This window comes from Virgibacillus sp. AGTR (assembly GCF_016919725.2).
GTDB classification, from domain to species: Bacteria; Bacillota; Bacilli; order Bacillales; family Amphibacillaceae; genus Virgibacillus; species Virgibacillus salarius.
Genome location: NZ_JAJERH010000041.1, coordinates 19484 through 37708, shown reverse-complemented (window position 1 = coordinate 37708; position 18225 = coordinate 19484). Strand labels below are relative to the sequence as shown.

18 protein-coding genes are annotated in these 18225 nt (G+C 37.8%); 2 read left to right on the top strand and 16 right to left on the bottom strand.

Annotation, left to right across the window (positions count from 1 at the left end):
- Nucleotides 1-223: 223 nt before the first annotated feature.
- Nucleotides 224-823: an NAD(P)H:quinone oxidoreductase gene (wrbA, locus tag JUJ52_RS14770; RefSeq protein ID WP_026679655.1), complete on the bottom strand. Its 600-nt coding sequence runs from the start codon at nucleotides 821-823 to the stop codon at nucleotides 224-226.
- Between the two features lie 372 nt (nucleotides 824-1195).
- On the opposite strand from wrbA, the gene htpX reads away from it, so the two are divergent.
- Entirely contained in the window at nucleotides 1196-2071 is an 876-nt protein-coding gene (gene htpX / locus JUJ52_RS14765) for a protease HtpX (RefSeq protein WP_205389186.1), read from the top strand.
- A gap of 50 nt (nucleotides 2072-2121) precedes the next feature.
- Here the strand turns inward: htpX and JUJ52_RS14760 are convergent, their stop codons facing one another.
- The 11 genes from JUJ52_RS14760 to JUJ52_RS14710 all read right to left on the bottom strand — a co-directional run bounded on the left by JUJ52_RS14760 (nucleotide 2122) and on the right by JUJ52_RS14710 (nucleotide 11861).
- Nucleotides 2122-2721: a response regulator transcription factor gene (locus tag JUJ52_RS14760; RefSeq protein ID WP_121604040.1), complete on the bottom strand. Its 600-nt coding sequence runs from the start codon at nucleotides 2719-2721 to the stop codon at nucleotides 2122-2124.
- Nucleotides 2718-3860 (bottom strand): sensor histidine kinase, encoded by a 1143-nt coding sequence (locus JUJ52_RS14755; protein WP_121604041.1) that lies wholly within the window; start codon nucleotides 3858-3860, stop codon nucleotides 2718-2720. Before JUJ52_RS14755 ends, JUJ52_RS14760 begins: the two co-directional genes overlap by 4 nt.
- A gap of 185 nt (nucleotides 3861-4045) precedes the next feature.
- The gene (gene desA / locus JUJ52_RS14750) at nucleotides 4046-5089 is read right to left on the bottom strand and encodes a Delta(5) desaturase DesA (protein ID WP_026679659.1); all 1044 of its coding nucleotides are present in this window, start codon (nucleotides 5087-5089) and stop codon (nucleotides 4046-4048) included.
- Between the two features lie 186 nt (nucleotides 5090-5275).
- A complete protein-coding gene (locus JUJ52_RS14745) occupies nucleotides 5276-5644 on the bottom strand; it encodes an FAD-binding protein (RefSeq protein WP_308036044.1) in 369 nt (122 codons plus the stop codon).
- A 260-nt stretch (nucleotides 5645-5904) separates the two neighbouring features.
- The gene (locus tag JUJ52_RS14740) at nucleotides 5905-6447 is read right to left on the bottom strand and encodes a D-glycero-alpha-D-manno-heptose-1,7-bisphosphate 7-phosphatase (protein ID WP_026679661.1); all 543 of its coding nucleotides are present in this window, start codon (nucleotides 6445-6447) and stop codon (nucleotides 5905-5907) included.
- A 479-nt stretch (nucleotides 6448-6926) separates the two neighbouring features.
- Nucleotides 6927-7448 carry a DUF6944 family repetitive protein gene (locus JUJ52_RS14735; RefSeq protein ID WP_026679662.1) on the bottom strand — a complete coding sequence of 174 codons (522 nt, stop codon included), beginning with the start codon at nucleotides 7446-7448 and terminating at the stop codon, nucleotides 6927-6929.
- A 175-nt stretch (nucleotides 7449-7623) separates the two neighbouring features.
- A complete protein-coding gene (locus tag JUJ52_RS14730) occupies nucleotides 7624-7821 on the bottom strand; it encodes a hypothetical protein (RefSeq protein ID WP_121603754.1) in 198 nt (65 codons plus the stop codon).
- Nucleotides 7822-8533: 712 nt separating this feature from the next.
- The gene (scpC, locus tag JUJ52_RS14725) at nucleotides 8534-10048 is read right to left on the bottom strand and encodes a succinyl-CoA:acetate CoA-transferase ScpC (RefSeq protein ID WP_205389188.1); all 1515 of its coding nucleotides are present in this window, start codon (nucleotides 10046-10048) and stop codon (nucleotides 8534-8536) included.
- Nucleotides 10049-10181: 133 nt separating this feature from the next.
- A complete protein-coding gene (locus JUJ52_RS14720; RefSeq protein WP_121604043.1) occupies nucleotides 10182-10826 on the bottom strand; it encodes a LytTR family DNA-binding domain-containing protein in 645 nt (214 codons plus the stop codon).
- On the bottom strand, nucleotides 10807-11280 hold the full coding sequence (locus tag JUJ52_RS14715) for a hypothetical protein (RefSeq protein ID WP_121604044.1): 474 nt from the start codon (nucleotides 11278-11280) through the stop codon (nucleotides 10807-10809). Before JUJ52_RS14715 ends, JUJ52_RS14720 begins: the two co-directional genes overlap by 20 nt.
- 98 nt (nucleotides 11281-11378) lie before the next feature.
- On the bottom strand, nucleotides 11379-11861 hold the full coding sequence (locus tag JUJ52_RS14710) for a PaaI family thioesterase (RefSeq protein WP_026680447.1): 483 nt from the start codon (nucleotides 11859-11861) through the stop codon (nucleotides 11379-11381).
- A 206-nt stretch (nucleotides 11862-12067) separates the two neighbouring features.
- Here JUJ52_RS14710 and JUJ52_RS14705 point away from each other — a divergent pair, with 206 nt between their 5' ends.
- A complete protein-coding gene (locus JUJ52_RS14705) occupies nucleotides 12068-13129 on the top strand; it encodes an NAD(P)/FAD-dependent oxidoreductase (protein ID WP_121604046.1) in 1062 nt (353 codons plus the stop codon).
- Nucleotides 13130-13200: 71 nt separating this feature from the next.
- Here JUJ52_RS14705 and JUJ52_RS14700 read toward each other — a convergent pair whose 3' ends face one another.
- The 4 genes from JUJ52_RS14700 to JUJ52_RS14685 form a co-directional block, all read right to left on the bottom strand.
- A complete protein-coding gene (locus tag JUJ52_RS14700) occupies nucleotides 13201-13890 on the bottom strand; it encodes an LrgB family protein (protein WP_026680445.1) in 690 nt (229 codons plus the stop codon).
- Nucleotides 13883-14263 (bottom strand): CidA/LrgA family protein, encoded by a 381-nt coding sequence (locus JUJ52_RS14695; protein ID WP_228089017.1) that lies wholly within the window; start codon nucleotides 14261-14263, stop codon nucleotides 13883-13885. Before JUJ52_RS14695 ends, JUJ52_RS14700 begins: the two co-directional genes overlap by 8 nt.
- Nucleotides 14264-14607: 344 nt before the next feature.
- Complete coding sequence (gene argH, locus JUJ52_RS14690) at nucleotides 14608-16047, bottom strand: argininosuccinate lyase (protein WP_205389190.1); 1440 nt, start codon at nucleotides 16045-16047, stop codon at nucleotides 14608-14610.
- Nucleotides 16044-17303 (bottom strand): argininosuccinate synthase, encoded by a 1260-nt coding sequence (locus JUJ52_RS14685; RefSeq protein ID WP_121604048.1) that lies wholly within the window; start codon nucleotides 17301-17303, stop codon nucleotides 16044-16046. The genes argH and JUJ52_RS14685 overlap by 4 nt, the downstream gene beginning before the upstream one ends.
- Nucleotides 17304-18225: the final 922 nt, after the last annotated feature.

The following is an 18225-nucleotide window of genomic DNA, read 5'->3' as shown; positions in this document are numbered from 1 at the left end:
AAGTAATTAGTCGGAGCATTGCCAATATACATCAAACATTTCAAAATAACTACTTCGCTTAACGCAGTCATTGCACTGATTTTATACTTTCTTAACTTACGAGTAAAGGGAGAAGCTAAGAGCTTCTCGCCCCTCTCACACCCTAGATAGTCGCCATGCCTGGCGCATCTAAAAAAGCTGGTCAAATCATCAAAGATTTGACCAGCTTATACTATTCTCCAAACTATTTAACTTTTTCAGCTACTTCAACTGTACGTTTTGCTTGATGCTTAACAGCAGCTTCTACATCCTCTACCATTTTTCCGTCTTGTCCTTGGGTTACACTTGTACCATATGGATTTCCACCAGCTCCAAAGATTACTTGGTCACTATATCCTGGAGGTACAATTATAGCTCCCCAGTGCATCATCGATGTGTACAGTGATAAAATGGTAGCTTCTTGACCACCATGCGGATTGCTGGCAGATGACATCGCACTTACTACTTTGTTAACCGTTTTACCTGCTCCCCAAAGACCACCCTGCATATCTATAAATTGTTTCATCTGTGAAGCCACGTTACCAAATCGAGTAGGGGTTGAGAAAATGATTGCATCAGCCCATTCAATATCATCGGATGTAGCTTCTTTTACATCTTTTGTTGCATCATAGTGAGCTTTCCAAGCAGGGTTTGACTCAATTGCAGCTTCTGGTGCAAGTTCAGGAACTTTCACCAACCTTACTTCAGCTCCTGATTCTTTCCCAGCTTCCTCAGCCCATTTAGCTAACTCGTAGTTCGTTCCTGTAGAACTATAGTAGATTACAGCTAATTTTACATTGCTCATCGAATTACGCTCCTTTGTAAAAAGTTTTTCAGCTATTTTATCAAGAAATTTCATATTCCTTAATATCTCCTTGCTGTTCTGATTTATTCGATAAAGTAATCGTTATTACAAACCAACCAAAAGAATTAATTCTGGCTATTCATTAAAAAGTTAATTACTTTATGTAACTATAGTAAAATAACCATAAACTTATGTCAAGTAATTTTATTATAAAAAGTAACTATAATTAAATATTGGGTTTTTACAAGGATCTATCGCCTATCCTAAACCTTCCAAAAATACATCTATAAAATTTGTTGTAAGGCGACGGGCTACATAATATAATGAATGTGAATGATCCACAGATACAGATTATAGGTAAAGGGTGAGAATGTGGGAAAACGAATATTTTACTTTTTGTTAACGAACATTTTAGTTCTAGCAACAATCACGATTATTTTTACGCTCATTCCTGGTACATGGAACTATATTCAGGCGGACGGAACACTTCATTTAGGCACATTATTAATTTTTAGTGCGATTATTGGTTTTACAGGATCATTCATTTCATTAGCTATCTCACGTTGGATGGCAAAACGAATGATGGGCGTCCGCGTCATTAATCCTGAAAAACCAATGTCAGAATATGAAAGAGCAGTAGTAGAGAAAGTACATCGCTTATCTCGAGCTGCCGGATTAATGCATATGCCGGAAGTCGGCATTTACGATTCACGTGAAGTCAATGCATTTGCTACTGGACCATCGAAAAAACGCTCCTTAGTAGCAGTATCTACTGGTTTATTACAGGAAATGGATGATGATGCTGTTGAGGGTGTTATTGCCCACGAGGTAGCTCACGTTGCCAATGGAGATATGGTAACGATGACACTCTTACAAGGTATCGTGAATACCTTTGTTGTGTTCTTAGCTCGAATTGCGGCTTTTATTGTCTCTCGTTTTGTTAAAGAGGAATTAGCACCAATCGTCCATTTCATCGCGATTATCCTCTTCCAGATTGTCTTCTCTGTCCTAGGAAGTCTCGTTGTATTTGCATATTCAAGACACAGGGAATTTCATGCTGACAGAGGTGGTGCAGACCTGGCTGGTAAAGATAAAATGAGACATGCTCTCGAATGTTTACGTATGTATACAAACCGTGTTCGAGGTGACGAAACTTCGATTTCTACTCTAAAAATAAACGGGGCTAAAAAATCTTCTATCTTTTCAACCCATCCAAATTTAGATGAAAGAATTGAGCGTCTAGCTTAAGTCAGTTACCACCTCCCTTACTTAGGGAGGTTTTTTCATCAAATCAGACCTTACTCAATCCATCCCGAATCCTTCAACTTTGCAATTGCCTCGATCCGATTTCCAACTTCTAATTTGTCCAATATTACGGAAATATAATTCCGAACGGTACCTGTGGTAATATATAATTCCTTAGCAATCTCTTTGGTATTTTTCCCTACCGCTAATAGGCGTATAACTTGTTCCTCACGTTCTGTTAATGGATTTTCATTCTTATAAGCCAAATCAATAAGCTCTGGGGAATAGACCTTACGCCCACTTACGATAACTCGTATAGAATTGGCTAATTCCTCACTGGGACTATCTTTTAATAAATACCCACTTACCTTAGCGTTTCTAGCACGTTCAAAATAACCAGTTCTAGCAAAGGTTGTTAAGATGATTACCTTGCAATTATTATCTTTTAATTCTTCAGCAGCATCCAAACCACTTTTTATTGGCATTTCAATATCCATCATACATATATCTGGCTGTTGCTCCTTAACTAATCGAACTGCTTCTTCTCCATTACTTGCCTTACCAACAATTTCTATGTCCTCTTCTAAATTTAGTAATGCACCTAATGCACCTAATAACATCGTTTGATCTTCAGCCAGAACAATTCGTATCATTCTACCTTCTCCTCTCCCGTTTCTGATTGTTTGATGACATTTGGGATACGAATAGTTAATACAGTCCCTTTTGTGCCTGTAATTTCCAGGTTCCCATTTACAAATTCTAAACGTTCTTTTATACCACGAAGCCCATTCCCTTCATTATCTTGCAACATCTTTGCATTACCTACTCCATTATCTTTAATCTCCATCATCCACGCACTCGCTGTTTGATGTACATTAATATAACAATCGGTAGCATAACTATGCTTTACCACATTGGTGACAGCTTCTTTCAAGCACATACTCAATACATTCTCTACTAAAATGGGAGTTTTTATAAAGTCAGCATTGATGTCTGTATGTAACTGCATTTGTGCAGCATCCATCATCTGTCGAGCATGAATAATTTCTTCTTTTAACTTGACTCTTTTCATTTCCGAAACCAAGTCTCTTACTTCTTTTAACGCTGTCCTAGCTGTTTGATTAATATCCTGCAATTCATTTTTAGCCGATTGTGGATCAATCGTAACTAGCTTACCTGCTAGATCACTTTTCAAACCAATAAGCGATAGCTTTTGTCCTAAGGTATCATGCAAATCCCTTGCAATTCGCTGACGCTCTTTTATAACCATCAATTGTGAAATTTTCCGATTTGCATCCTCTAACTGGTGCTCTAATTTATCCTGTTTATTCCGATTATAAAGTGTAAAAGGTAAGAGGATGACACCAAAAACGGTTATCGCAATAAACGGCAGCTGTGATAAAAAGAGGGTACTTTGTATATAAAAACCAAGACTAACTGCCGATATAGTTGAAACTAAATGAATAACATATAATGTGATAAATCCATTTTTACTTTCCAAATTACCAATAAAAAATGCTAGAAACAACGAAAAATAAACATACCCAAAATATAAAGTCATCCCAATACTTATCGCCATTTGGATACTAACGGAAAAATAAACCGTCCAGCCTTTTTTTATAAAAGAAAGCCGATAGGTGGTAAAGAAGCACACAATTAATACAATACCTATACCAACTTCCAAAAGTGATGAAGAACGAATAATAAAATAAAAGGGCAATAAACAAAAAACAACCCATGCAAATGCACTTAATCCTGTATTTTTTGGGAATATATGATACCAATTTTGCATTGTTTGCCCTCCTTAAGCTGATGTATTAAGTATAGCAATATTTTCGTGCCAACTCATTCCTTTCGATAGGATTCAACACCATTTCAAAAAAATACCGAACTACTATCCGGATATAACTTCTATACACTAGGATTATAGTTCGGAGTTTCTTTATCTTCTTTTTTCATTACTGGCGAATGTTACAATTATTTCTCTTGAACACTTGTTTTCATAGAAATATTCACATTCGTGTTTTTCTGCAATGTCTTCAATTCTTTAAAGCTGATAAATGTTCGTGAAGCTTCATCATACAGACGGAATCGAATGGATTGCAAACTAGTTAACAATGTAATCGTTGTTGCTTTTTGCAGAGGTGGTGTTGATTCATGAGCATCTTCTAAGTGGTAATTAGGAACTTTTGGACTCAAATGATGTACATGGTGATAGCCAATATTTCCCGTCACCCATTGTATTATTTTTGGCAGCTTATAATATGAACTTCCATCCACAGCAGCTTTTACGTAATCCCATTCTGCTTCGTTTTCAAAATAGGAATCTTCAAATTGATGTTGTACATAAAAGAGCCAGATACCTAGCGAGCCGGATAAGAAAAGAATTGGTAATTGAATAATGAGAAAGGCTTGCCATCCAACTATCCAAATTAGTGAGGCATAGATGACTACGATGGACAAATTAATGAAATACGTATTTAAACGTTCCTTACGTCTTGCACCTTTTCTGTTAAACCGATTCGATAGTAAAAAAAGATATAATGGTCCTAATCCAAACATAATTATGGGATTTCGATAAAGACGATAGGCGAGTCTTCTCCAAAAAGATGCTTCCTTATATTCGTTAACTGTCATTACCCATACATCACCTGTACCACGTTTATCTAGATTGCTACTCGTCGCATGATGTATCGCATGACTACGTTTCCACTTTTCAAAGGCAAACAATGTAATAATTCCTGTGAGTGTACCCACCATTCGATTTGCTTTTGGGCTCTTGAAAAAAGAACTATGTGTGCAATCATGGAAAATAATAAATATCCGAATAACAAACCCTGATGCCACAACTGCCAGTCCAAGCGTAAGCCAAATAGAAATGGACAGACTTTGATAAGCAAGAAACCAGAGAACTAAAAATGGAAGAATCGTATTAACGAGTTGGATGACACTTCGCCTTACATCCGAATTTGCAAAAACTGCAACACTTTTTCTTAATTGAGTTTGTTTCTGTCTACTCATGTTTTCCTCCTAGTTACTATCTTTTCCTATCATCGTAAAGGTTTTACCTAATGATAAGAAGACATAAATATCAAGGAGCGTACATGACAAATATCATATCTGCTATGTTACAACTTCATAATTCGTTGATTAACGCTTCACCTTCTCTCTTATCAGTGAATAAGCGCCCCCCAACAAACGGATCTTTCAAAGAATGGTAATCATGCATACCTCCACCACCAAAACCGTTACTTCTCTAACTGCATATAAGTCCTGTATACATTCACCTGAAACGTCCAATACATGTCCGAATAGATCTGTTTGTAATCCACCTAATGTTTTTCTACTCAGTATATATAGCCGAACTGCAATGAGCGGACCATTTTTACTATCTAAAATTTTATGCGGTGATGCTACGAGAATAAACTTATCTCCGACATATTCTCTTGAACCCCTTATTGCTGTTACCTGTACATCTTTTGAAAATGTATTATCTATTTCACGATCTCTCGCTTGAATCTGCCTTTCCATTGCATCTATACGAAGAAGTTTTTGACCCCAATGCTCTCGAATCATGAATTCGCATTCTTCGCTGCTCTGGTGAATTAACTAACTAAAAACAGACCATCAAATGACTACCATGCTTACCCAAAAGATTGCTCCGGTTCTTGGTCTAATAACAACATGCGTCTCCCTCCACGCAACCTCACTTGCAGTAACAATTCTCGCTAGTCCTACTCCAACAATAATGACATTATATTACATAAGCTACCTCCTCAGTAAGGATTCATTAGATTCGCTATTCCCACAGAGAATCCTTCTCTAAAGAGGCTTGTTTAAGTGTTCGTATTCCATTTAAAATAATGAGCTACATGCCATAAATCTTTAAACTCAAGGTCAGCAGTAGGCTGTTGTGCATGTCGACGATCTCCAACGAGTATTGTATTTACTCCTGCCTTTTTTCCAGCCTCTATATCCATTTCTCTATCTCCCACCATATAACTATGACGAAGATCAATTGCATGCTTCCTGGCTAAATCGTAAATCATTTGCGGTTGAGGTTTACGGCATGCACAGTTAGCATGCGGTTTATGAGGACAATAGGCAATATCATCAATGACTCCATGAAATTCGGCTATTTCTTCCTTCATTCTTTGGTGTACTTGATGTAATGCTGCTTCGTTCATATAACCAAGTCCAAGTCCACCTTGATTCGTAACTACAAAAACTTTATACCCTAAATGATTGAATAGGTTGATAGCCTCTCCTACACCATCAAGCAGGTAAAAATCCTCTGGCTGATTTACAAATTTCACACGTTCTGTTAATACTTCATTGATAACTCCATCACGATCTAAAAACATTGCAGGCTGTTTCATCTAATCCCCCTATCCTTCATAATCCTTAGTATGTACGAAGAGGCCAAGATTTATATAAAGTAAAACTTCAATCCGCGGGGGTTTTGTTTTCCCCACGGATTGGTAGTACCACAATGATATGACCTAAAGGCCTAGAACCAATCGGACATTTACTGGCAGTTGATCCTCCATTTACCCATATTAGTTTCGCTTTATTGCTTGATGTGAGGGGCTTACTGCCAGTTAAATGCGGGAGATATGTCGCTTATGGCGCTGCGATTATCTCAACAAGCACATCATCCATGAATGATGCACTAATAAACCTTTAGGAGTTAACAAATTATTTCTACCGATAGATTCACTTGATGGAATATCAATTTCCAAATGACTAAACCTGATCTGTGAATTCTCTGCTTTGTCTCGGCGTAGCACTGATACTCAAAATTTCCTATTCTATTATACCCCTTGTTTATGTTGGGAAGATGTCAATCTTGTTTTCGCTATTTGGTCTGCCCTAATGCCGAAATCACCGACCCGATTGCTTGAATCCAACTTCCAATAGCATTTACTTCTTGCGCGTCATCGCCAGTTCTTCCCGATAGAGCTTGTAGCGAATTACCGATAGCTTGAAGTAAATTACCATAAATATTACTAAGTTCATTTTCATTTGGCTCATGTCCTAGAGCGTCCGCTAGTGCTACTCCACCACCTAAAGCTTGAAGTAAATTACCTTTGATATTTAAATCATTCTTTATTTTTTCATTAAAATCAATAACAATTCCAGTAATAACTGTTGAGTTACCAATTGCTTGAATCTCATTGCCTAGTTTATTAAGTGTAAAGTGATCAATACTATCTGCCACTAAAGAATTTCCAGTTGCTTGCATTACATTTCCAACTAAATTCAGTTCCTTCGCCAAGGGAGCTGGTATATTTATAGAGGGGGTTGAGCCTATTGCTGATAAGGTTGTTCCAATCGCTTGTACCCACGACCCAAATGTTGCTTTCCATTCATTACTCATCAACTCAGCACCTCCTCCTAACCATATTGTAAACATTGTAAAACAGCTTTGTTACATCCTTCATGAAAAATAGATAGATGAATGACGTACAATAGCCAACTAGCAAAATTCGCTCAGTCCTTATCACTAAATGCTCAGGTTTACGCTTCCTCTAGTAGCTATTATGGAATAATAGCTACTGCTTGACCACCACTCCGGCTGCCCACTTCCCTTTCCGTGGGGTTTGTCCTTCAGCTAACTTTTTTAGCAAAACCCGCTCAAAAAAGTGGATCTTCAGGTCAAACATTTCCCACAGGAGTTGAAGTGGCCGGCCTTCGCTATTATCAGGCTCTACAACGCTAGCATGAAGTAACACAGCTGCTTTTATACTCACGGATAGCGATTTTCACTTTACCCATTGTAAAAAAAGTCAACCTATTTCTTATGACAAGAATTGTTGCATCTTCTCATAGCGGAGACTAATTACGTAGACTCCTGCGGGATTAGCGCGAGCCGAAAATCCACTTTGCAACGTGTTCTTCTTTGCAAAGTTAGTTGAAGCCGTGCCCGCGGAAAGCGAAGTAATTAGTCGGAGCATTGCCAATATACATCAAACATTTCAAAATAACTACTTGGCTTAACGCAGTCATTGCACTGATTTTATACTTTCTTAACTTTTAAAAAAACAAACCTGAAATTATGGGATTTTTGCCGTCGGTTGCATGTAAGGTGAACCTACCCTGCATGTTTCATAACCCTTCCATAGTTGGAAACGAAAGTCGACGACTCCTGCCTTAAAAGTGTGTGCGGGTGTGACTTCACAAGAGTGAAGCCACGAGGGGTCTCACAGGCACCGTCCGCAGAAGGTAGCAATCAGCTTCTTCCTAACAAAAGCGCAAGCGTCCGATTAGAAACATAGCGAATGAAGCGAGTCAACGGTGATAAAGGAATCACGGTGTGCTTGCGCTAAACGCGGCTCATACCCTATTTAACCATATGGACTAATTTAATCATTTCCTAGACTATGAAAAAGCTACATCTCTTTTTACAGAAATGTAGCTTCCTCATTATATAGATCCCCTTTATCTAATCGAACCATCTAGAAACTAATCCTGCCCAATTAGTTCCTGCATTGTCCCCTGTTTCGTGTAACTAACATGCCAGCTCATTGCCTTTTCCAAATTATGAGGTGTCTGCCCACCACCTTTAATTGCTTCCTTATAGTAATTCCATAATTGCTTACGATACATAGGATGTGCACAATTTTCAATAATCAGTGGAGCTCTTTCCCTTGGAGCAAGCCCTCGTAAATCTGCATAGCCTTGCTCCGTAACTAATATATCTACATCATGCTCTGTATGATCGATATGCGAAGCAAAGGGTACAACACTTGAAATAGTACCATTCTTAGCAATAGATTTTGTAACAAAGATGGCGACCCTAGCATTTCGGGCAAAATCACCAGATCCCCCTATCCCATTCATCATCTTCGTGCCCGCCACATGAGTTGAATTGACATTCCCATAGATATCAAATTCTAACGCTGTGTTAATGGATAAAAGTCCAAGTCTACGAATAATTTCTGGATGATTGGATATTTCCTGTGGACGCATAATTAATTTATTTCGATATCGCTCGAAGTTGTTAAAGACCTCTTGCATTCTAGCCTCAGAAAGCGTAATCGAACAGCAAGATGCCATCCGCACCTTATTTGCATCCATTAAATCAAATACAGCGTCCTGTAATACTTCCGAGTAAATCTCTAGATTTTCAAATTCTGAATTAACCATTCCATGTAAAACAGCATTTGCAACTGAGCCAATACCAGATTGAAGTGGAGCAAGGTTTTTAGTTAATCTCCCTGCCGCAACCTCCTCACGAAAAAAGTGCAGCAAATGATCGGCCATAACCTTTGTTTCTTTATCTGGCTGTACAATCGTAGAGGGAGAATCCGTTTGGTTTGTAAAAACGATTCCTTTAACTTTCTCCACATCAATCGGAATACCGATTGTACCAATTCGATCATGTACCTCAGTTAAAGGAATAGGTTTGCGCTTTCCTTGCTTATCCGGGCTGTATAGGTCATGCAGCCCTTTTAACAATAGAGATTGAGCTAAATTGATCTCAATAATAACTGCCTTTGCGCTCTCTGCAAATGAAAGGGAGTTACCAATTGAAGTAGTTGGTATAATTAACCCTTCAGCCGTGATGGAAATCGCTTCCAAAATAGCATAATCAACTTTTTCTATTACATTTCCCCGTAGTAATTCAGCGGTATGCGAAAGATGATGGTCAACGAATAGATGCTCTCCTTGATTTATTTTCCTCCGCATGAATGGATCTGCTTGAAAAGGTAAGCGTTTATTAACCAAGCCTGCTTCCGCAAACATCTTATCAACGTCTGACCCCAAAGAAGCACCTGTAAAAACATTCACCTTTAGGCGCTCCCCATTTTCGACTCGCTTTACTAACGCTGTTGGTACAGCTTTTACATCCCCTGCCCGGGTAAAGCCGCTTAATCCAAGTGTCATTCCATCCTTTATCCACGATGCTGCTTCTTCTGCAGTTACAACGCGATCATGCAGTCGAACATCCTCTATTCTATCATGTTCACATCTCATCCCAAACCCCTTCTTTCTTATTAGAGTTTAAGGACTATTCTATATGAAGCGCTTTCTTTTTTGTGGAAATATGTCTGGAATAGAAGTATATTGCTTAGACCAGTACCAGATACTTTTAAAACAGTATTTGTATTCAAAATCCTAATAGCTTCCGAAAATAACTGGAATAGGATTGGCTAACAGGTATTTGGTCTCCATTTCTCATAGCTAGCATAAATGTCGAATGCGTATCTGGATAAATATGCTCAATTTGATTCACATTAACTATAAATGATCGATGACAACGAATGAACGATTCTCTTGGTAGCATATATTCAAAATCCTGCAACGTAAGCCGATGTACACCATTCAATTCTTGAGAAATAACATTTGTCCTCCTGTCCTTCACTTCGATATATTGGACTTTCTCAAAAGGAATTGGTTTCCAACCGTCTGAAGTCTTTACGGTAATAACTGATTTCCCCTCCGTTAATGCTGGATAAATAGCAAGCACACATCCTCCTAAATGAGCTCCATCATAAAAGGGAACTGCCATACCATGATACGGGATCCCAAATACATTTCGGGGTATGAATTCAGACACTTTCTGCTCCATTACCAGAGCCTTGCTAGCAAGTGTTTCTTCCTTAATTGAATCTCCAGGTCTAATTTTTAAATCAATTCGTATACTTGGGCGATAGTAGATATATTCCGATGTCGTTGTTACGGCAATAGATATCTCATCGGAAAAAAGTTCACCAATTACATCTAATAATGATCTAGTAGTGAGTCTTTGCATGATAATGCTCCTTTTTCCTTACTTCATCCATTTCCTCGTGGATTTTTTTACAAAGTGTTTCCTTTATAGCTTTGACCGAATGATTAGAAAGCCAATCTATATTAAACTGTGCATGCTTATCTTCCTTTAAGTGTAGCTCAATCAAAGTACTTACTTCTTTGAATCTCTTTATATCTTCGAAGGAAATCCGTTTCCTTGGTAAACATAATCCGCGATAAATTAAAATCTCATTATCCTCCATACGAATGTAATCCTTTTTCCACATGGTTTGGTAATGGATCCCTTGAACAAGCGAAAAAAAAGCAAATATACTACTTATTACAACGAATGCAGGATGATAAAAATCATTCTCACTAATTTGTAACCATAAAATAACCATAACGGCTAGTGAACTGAAATATGCATTTCGAGCTTTTCTTTTCCAAATGGCTTCATTATAAAATGGATATCCCATACGCACACCCTTTTTGACTCAATCCTTATACATATTACAACACATTAATCTACAAAGTGAAACTTCAATCAGTGGGTATCTTACTGGTTATGTACAGGTTAAACTTCTGATTTTTGTTTAAACGCTGCTGGCATTACCGCAGCTATCACTTCTCCCTTTGCACAGCAGTCGTTATGAGCAAACACTTCCGTGCGTATTTTGAATTTCTTTGGATGTATTTCTTCAACAGTTCCAATAGCCTTCAGAGGTATACCATGAGGTGTCGGTTTCATAAAGTCTACATGTAAAGATGCGGTAACAAAACGGGGTGGCTCTGTCCCATCTCCAATTTCATGGCCATTTTTACGATGTAAAGCCATTGACGCTGAGCCTGTTCCGTGGCAATCAATTAAAGATCCAATTAATCCTCCATATACAAATCCAGGAATAGCTGTATGTTCTGGCCTAGGTGTATACACCGTAATCGTTTTATCACCTTGCCAAATGGTTTTAAAATGAAGTCCTTCTTTATTCAGCCTTCCACAGCCGTAGCACCAAGCATAGTCCTCTGGGTAAATATCTTGTATTGCATCTATAGACATGTTGTCCCCTCCTTTTTTGACTAGTATAGCATACAAGCATATGTTGAAATATATGGTATAAGCATAAATTTTACATCCTCAGTCAACACAGTGTAGTTGATAACGGATCCATTGCTTGTCGAAATCAATCAAATGGTGACATCGCTTTATATCTTCGCTAGAATATAAGTATACAGATATTACTTTCAGAGATGGGGTTTTGTGGCATGAAAAGATTGGTCATATTAGGCGGGGGGTACGGTGGACTGAAGGCCTTGTTAGGTCTGCTTGATTATCAGCTGCCAGAAGAAGTAGAAATTACCTTAGTGGATCGAAATCCTTACCATTCTATTAAAACAGAGTTCTATACAATAGCAGCAGGTACTTCTGCAGAAAAAGATGTTCGATTACACTTTCCTGACGATCAACGTGTACGTTATTTTTACGGGGAGATTAAAGAAATTAATACGGTTAAGGAAGAAATTTTATTTTCTAATTCCAGTGAAATCATTCCCTATGACTATCTCGTAATTGGTTTAGGTTGTGAGGATAATTATCACGGCATTCAAGGAGCTAAAGAGTTCACACATAGTGTTCAAACCTTTGAAAATGCAAGAAATACAGGGCTTGCCGTTTGTAATTTGAAAGCTTACGGGAAAGTCTCAGTCGTTGGTGCTGGACTAAGTGGTATCGAAGTGGCTTCAGAAATAAGAGAAAGCCGCCCTGACTTAAATATTCGCTTATTAGATCGTGGTGCAAGTGTTTTAAAGGCTTTTGATGCAAAAATACAGCAGTACGTATCAGAATGGTTCATTAGAAACGATGTAGATGTACTCCACCACTCCAATGTAGAATATGTAGAAAAAGATGGCGTCTGCAATAACGGTGTTTGTTTTGTAAACGATGTTACCATCTGGACTGCAGGTGTAAGACCACATTATTTAGTTCGAGAACTTCCCTTTGCTAAAGATGAGCAAGAGAAAATCGTTGTGAATGATTTCTTCCAAATACCAGAAAGAACAAATATTTATGTAGTAGGGGATTGCGCTTCCTCTGAATATTCACCTAGTGCACAGCTAGCTGGTCAGCAAGGGGAGAAAATCGCAGAGGTGCTTTTAGCAGTTCTCAGTGATAAAGAGCCAAAAAAACCAAAGGAAATTAAATTAAAAGGTACACTTGGCTCACTCGGCAAATCGGATGGGTTCGGAAACATGATGCAAAAGCCAATGACTGGGCTTTTACCACGATTAGCTAAATCAGGGGTTCTTTGGTTAAATAAGCGCCATTAATACGTAAAAACCGAGGCTGATCACTCTGAATTGCCTCGGTTTTATTATTCACTGGACAGTCAACGTCACATTTATAGCATTAGATGAACCAAACCAGGGGTAATGATGGAAACAACAACTGCACTTACAACCATAGCAATCGTGCTAATCGCCCCTTCTAGCTGACTTTTTTCCATAGATGTCGCTGTTCCAATTGCGTGAGATGCACTCCCCATTCCAACACCACGCCCTAAATAATGATCCAATCGAAACAATCTAAGAACAAAAGTATGCATCAATACACCACCGATTCCTGCTATCATAACAAATACTGCTGATAACGACATAACACCACCCAGAGTATCTGTAACAGCCATCGCTACTGGGGTTGTTACAGACTTTGGCGTTAACGAATAGATAATGCTTGATTCAAACCCCGCCCACTTAGCTAATAATACGCCTGTTGAAATACCTAAGATTGCCCCAAACAATGTCCCTACTAAGATTGGTATGGTTACTTTTTTTAAAGTTTCTCTATGTTGATATAATGGATAAGCAAGCGCAACAACTGCCGGACCTAACAGCTCATTAATCCACTTTCCACCAATCATATATGTTTCATAAGGAATATGAAACATAGCTAGTATAATAATGATTATTGTCGTCGCAATTAAAACTGGCGCCGTTAAAGGGTAATTCCACGTATGATGAATACGAACTGCAAGTTGATAGATGAAAAACGTTCCGATAATTGCCACTGTTGCTAAGATGATTTCATTCATGCTGACATTCCTTTCTGCGAATTAACCACTGACTTACAACACCTGATCCACCCATAACAAAAATCGTGCTTATTAATACGATAATAATCAGGAAAAAACCTTTTCCAGAAAATAAGTGAAAATAATTGATAACACCAACTGTAACTGGAATAAAAAAGAATGCTAGATTATTAATAATATAATTAGCACCTTCATCAACCCAGGAAATACGAAAAACGTTGGTTATTAATAATAGAAATAAGATCAACATACCTATTACACTACCAGGAATAAATAAATGCAATGTGTTTTGTATCCAATTGCCAAACAAAAATATGATATATAATAAGCAAATATGGAGGATCATTTTACCTAACTTCTTCAAGATGGTCACTTCCTACTCTAAGATGTACCAATTGAAATAAATAGCTTATCATTAAAACACCGCGAGACAAAACGAAAAAGACTTGCTCGTAAATCCATTGAATCATCGCTGTGTTTCACCAGCTATTTTTCAAATGACATATACCATTATAGCAGTTATACAAACTACGTTGTAAATTGATAAGTGAAACTTCAATAAGTGGGAGGGTGTTTATCCCCTATTTACCAATATTGGTTTCTCTTTATTCCTAGAAGAGGTGGTGTTATTTCCAGTTATATGTGGAATCCTATCTTCCCGCCCTATTGCACAGAAAAACAACCGGGTTCACCATACCCGGTTGTAGAAGTTAGCTATTAATAAGATGACGCTTGGTGTGTACGGTTGGCCAATCGTTCATTTTTAACTTCAAGCCATTGCTTATTCATGTTAATGGCTTGTGTGATGCTCTCAAGCTGATTGTTTACTTGATTTTTAGCTGTTCCTCCCAGAACATTACGTGCTTGTACAACGGCTTCTGGTGATAGAAAATGATAAATATCAGCTTCAACCTTTTTAGAGAAAGACTGAAATTCATCCAACGTTAGCTCTGTTAAATATTTATTTTCTTTGATACAATATAGCACTGTTTCACCTGTTATCGCATGCGATTCTCTGAAAGGTATCCCTTTTCCAACTAGATAATCAGCAAAATCTGTTGCATTAGAATAATCTCTTTGTACCGCATTGTACATAACATCTTTGTTTACTTTCATCGTTTCAATCATCGGCGCAAATAAAGATAGCGCTCCTCTTAACGTCGCGACAGTATCAAACATACCTTCTTTGTCTTCTTGCATGTCTTTATTATATGCTAGCGGCAATCCCTTTAATGTTGTCAGCATTCCCATAAGATGACCGTATACTCGACCAGTTTTACCTCTTACTAATTCTGCCACATCAGGATTTTTCTTTTGTGGCATCATACTACTACCAGTAGAAAATTCATCATCGAGCTCAATAAAATGAAATTCTTGACTAGACCATTGAACAAGCTCTTCACAGAGTCTTGACAGATGCATGGAAATCATTGATGCATCACTTAAGAATTCAATAACAAAATCTCGATCACTAACTGCGTCTAAGCTATTTTCACAAACACCTTCAAAGGCAAGTTGTTCAGCTACGAATCCTCGATCGATTGGAAACGTCGTCCCCGCTAGCGCACCAGCACCGAGCGGCGATTGATTCACACGCTTCCAGCTATCCGTTAATCGATCGATATCTCGTTGGAACATCCAAGCATATGCCAGTAAATGATGGGAAAATAATACTGGCTGAGCTCTTTGAAGATGTGTATAGCCTGGTAAAATGGTATCCATATTTGCTTTCGCTTGTTTTAGTAATGCGATCTGTACATGGACTAGTAAATCGATTAACTCCACCAAAGCATCACGTAAATATAAACGCATATCAAGGGCTACTTGATCATTTCTACTTCTCCCTGTATGAAGCTTTCCACCAACGGGACCAACTTCTTCAATCAGTAGCTTTTCTACGTTCATATGAATATCTTCATGTTCTTCACTTAATCGTGCTTCTCCACTTTCTATTTTACTAGCAACAATGTTAAGACCCTCTGCTATGGTTTTAGCCTCTTCTGTCGTTATAATCTTACATTTACCTAGCATAGCCACATGTGCTAGGCTTCCCTCAATATCATAGGCTGCTAATTTCTTATCAAAATAAATGGAGGCTGTATACTCATCTACTAATTGACTCGTCGGCTTAGTAAAACGCCCTCCCCATAGCTTCATGGCTTGACAGCTTCCTTCACATCTAATACGGCGTCTTTCACAGACTGATCAACAGCTTTATGTGCGTGATTTACAGTTGCGTGTACTTTTGTAGGCAGTCCCCAAAGCTTAATAAATCCTAAGGCAGCTTCATGATCAAAGGCGTCCTGTGCATTGTACGTAGCTAAATCAAAGTCATACAACGACTGTTGTGATTCACGACCAACTACTTGTGCATGACCTTTATATAATTTAACTTTAACTGTACCAGATACATCGTTTTGTGTTTCTTCAATAAAAGCTTTCAGTGCATCCGTAAGTGGAGAATACCAAAGGCCGTCATAAACCGTTTGCGCCAGCTTTTGCTCCATTAACGGTTTAAATTGAGCTACCTCTCTAGGCAAGGTTAGTGCTTCTAATTCTTGATGGGCAGCAATTAACGTAAGTGCCCCCGGAGCTTCGTAAATTTCTCGTGATTTAATTCCAACTAAACGATTTTCCACATGGTCAATTCTTCCGACACCATGCTTTCCAGCAACACGATTTAATGTAACGATAAGTTCTTCTAATGGCATAGAATTGCCATCTAAGGAAACAGGCTTACCTTGTTCAAATGTAATTTGCACAATTTCCGGATCATTTGGCGCCTCCACTGGATTTGTAGTTAAGTCAAATGCTTCTTCTGGTGCTTCAGCCCACGGATCTTCTAATATTCCACATTCGTTACTACGTCCCCACAAATTTTGATCGATGCTAAACGGATTATCTAGATCAATCGGAATAGGAATATTATGTTTTTTTGCATATTCAATCTCTTCTTCTCTCGACATTGCCCATTCACGTACAGGTGCAACAATTTTTAAATCTGGCTGTAAAGCAGTAAACGCAACATCAAACCGTACTTGATCATTTCCTTTACCAGTACAGCCATGTGCTACTGCTACTGCACCTTCTTCTTTAGCAATATTCACCAATATTTTGGCAATCAATGGACGTGAAAGCGCTGATATTAAAGGATACTTTCCTTCATATAATAAATTAGCTTGTAGCGCAGGTAACACAAATTCATTTGCAAACAATGCTTTGGCATCGATGACATACGACTTAATTGCCCCTACTTGTAATGCTTTATTTTTCACAAATTCAAGGTCTTTTCCTTCACCTACATCAAGGGCTACTGCTATTACATCATAATTATATTTATCCTGAAGCCATTTTATCGCTACAGATGTATCTAGTCCGCCAGAATAAGCTAATACGATTTTATCCTTGGTCATTCTCACCACTCCTGTTCATTAAGTTCTTATTGAATTATTATGCATTAATATGAATATATATTCAATAGGTAACTATAATATTTTTATAGAAAATATGTTTTATAGTATTAATTCCTGTGTAAACCCTTGATACAAAGAGTATTAATTTAACTGATCGTCATGCACAAGATGTATTTTACGTTTATTAAAAAGATATAGATTTGGAGTGGAAATAAATTTATGTTGGCGAATTAAAAACCCCCTTCTAATAGGGGGAGTGTCAACGAACTATCAACATTTACAATAAGGAAAGAGCAAAGAAGGCTGGGACAAAACACAACTTCTTTACTCAAAATACGAATGATCATGTTATCAATGGCTAGTATCATCGCCGCACTGTGAAACTATACGCACTTTCCACGCACGGCCTCAGCTAACTTGGTAAAGAAAAACACGTTACCATGTGGATCTTTGGACTCGTGCTGTTTCCACCGGAGTTTCGCTTATTTCTGGTGCTAAAATAATTATTCTAATCAAAAAATGAACGATAATTAATTTCAACTAATCATCGCTCGTTTTTAATTGTTTCTTCATTTTTTTGTCTCAGTCTCATTTTTTATAAATTTTAAATCCTTAAGGTGGGTAATTATTTTTCGCTTTTTTTCTGATACCAGTGAGCATAAATATACAGTAACATTGCAAAAATAGAGGTTCCGATATTTCCTAACCATTGTACTGTATCATTGAAAGTGAATTGCTTTATTGTTAAAAAAAGAAAAACGCCGATAAGTACAGCAATATTGTAAATCAATCTATCACGCACTCTCTCTAAGTCAATTACTTTAACGAAGTACCTAGTTTTATCATAAGGTAATTAGAGTGAAAACCAGTCAAATTAAAACCTCTTTTTTCTGCTGAGGCTATACAAGTTGTGAGCATCCAT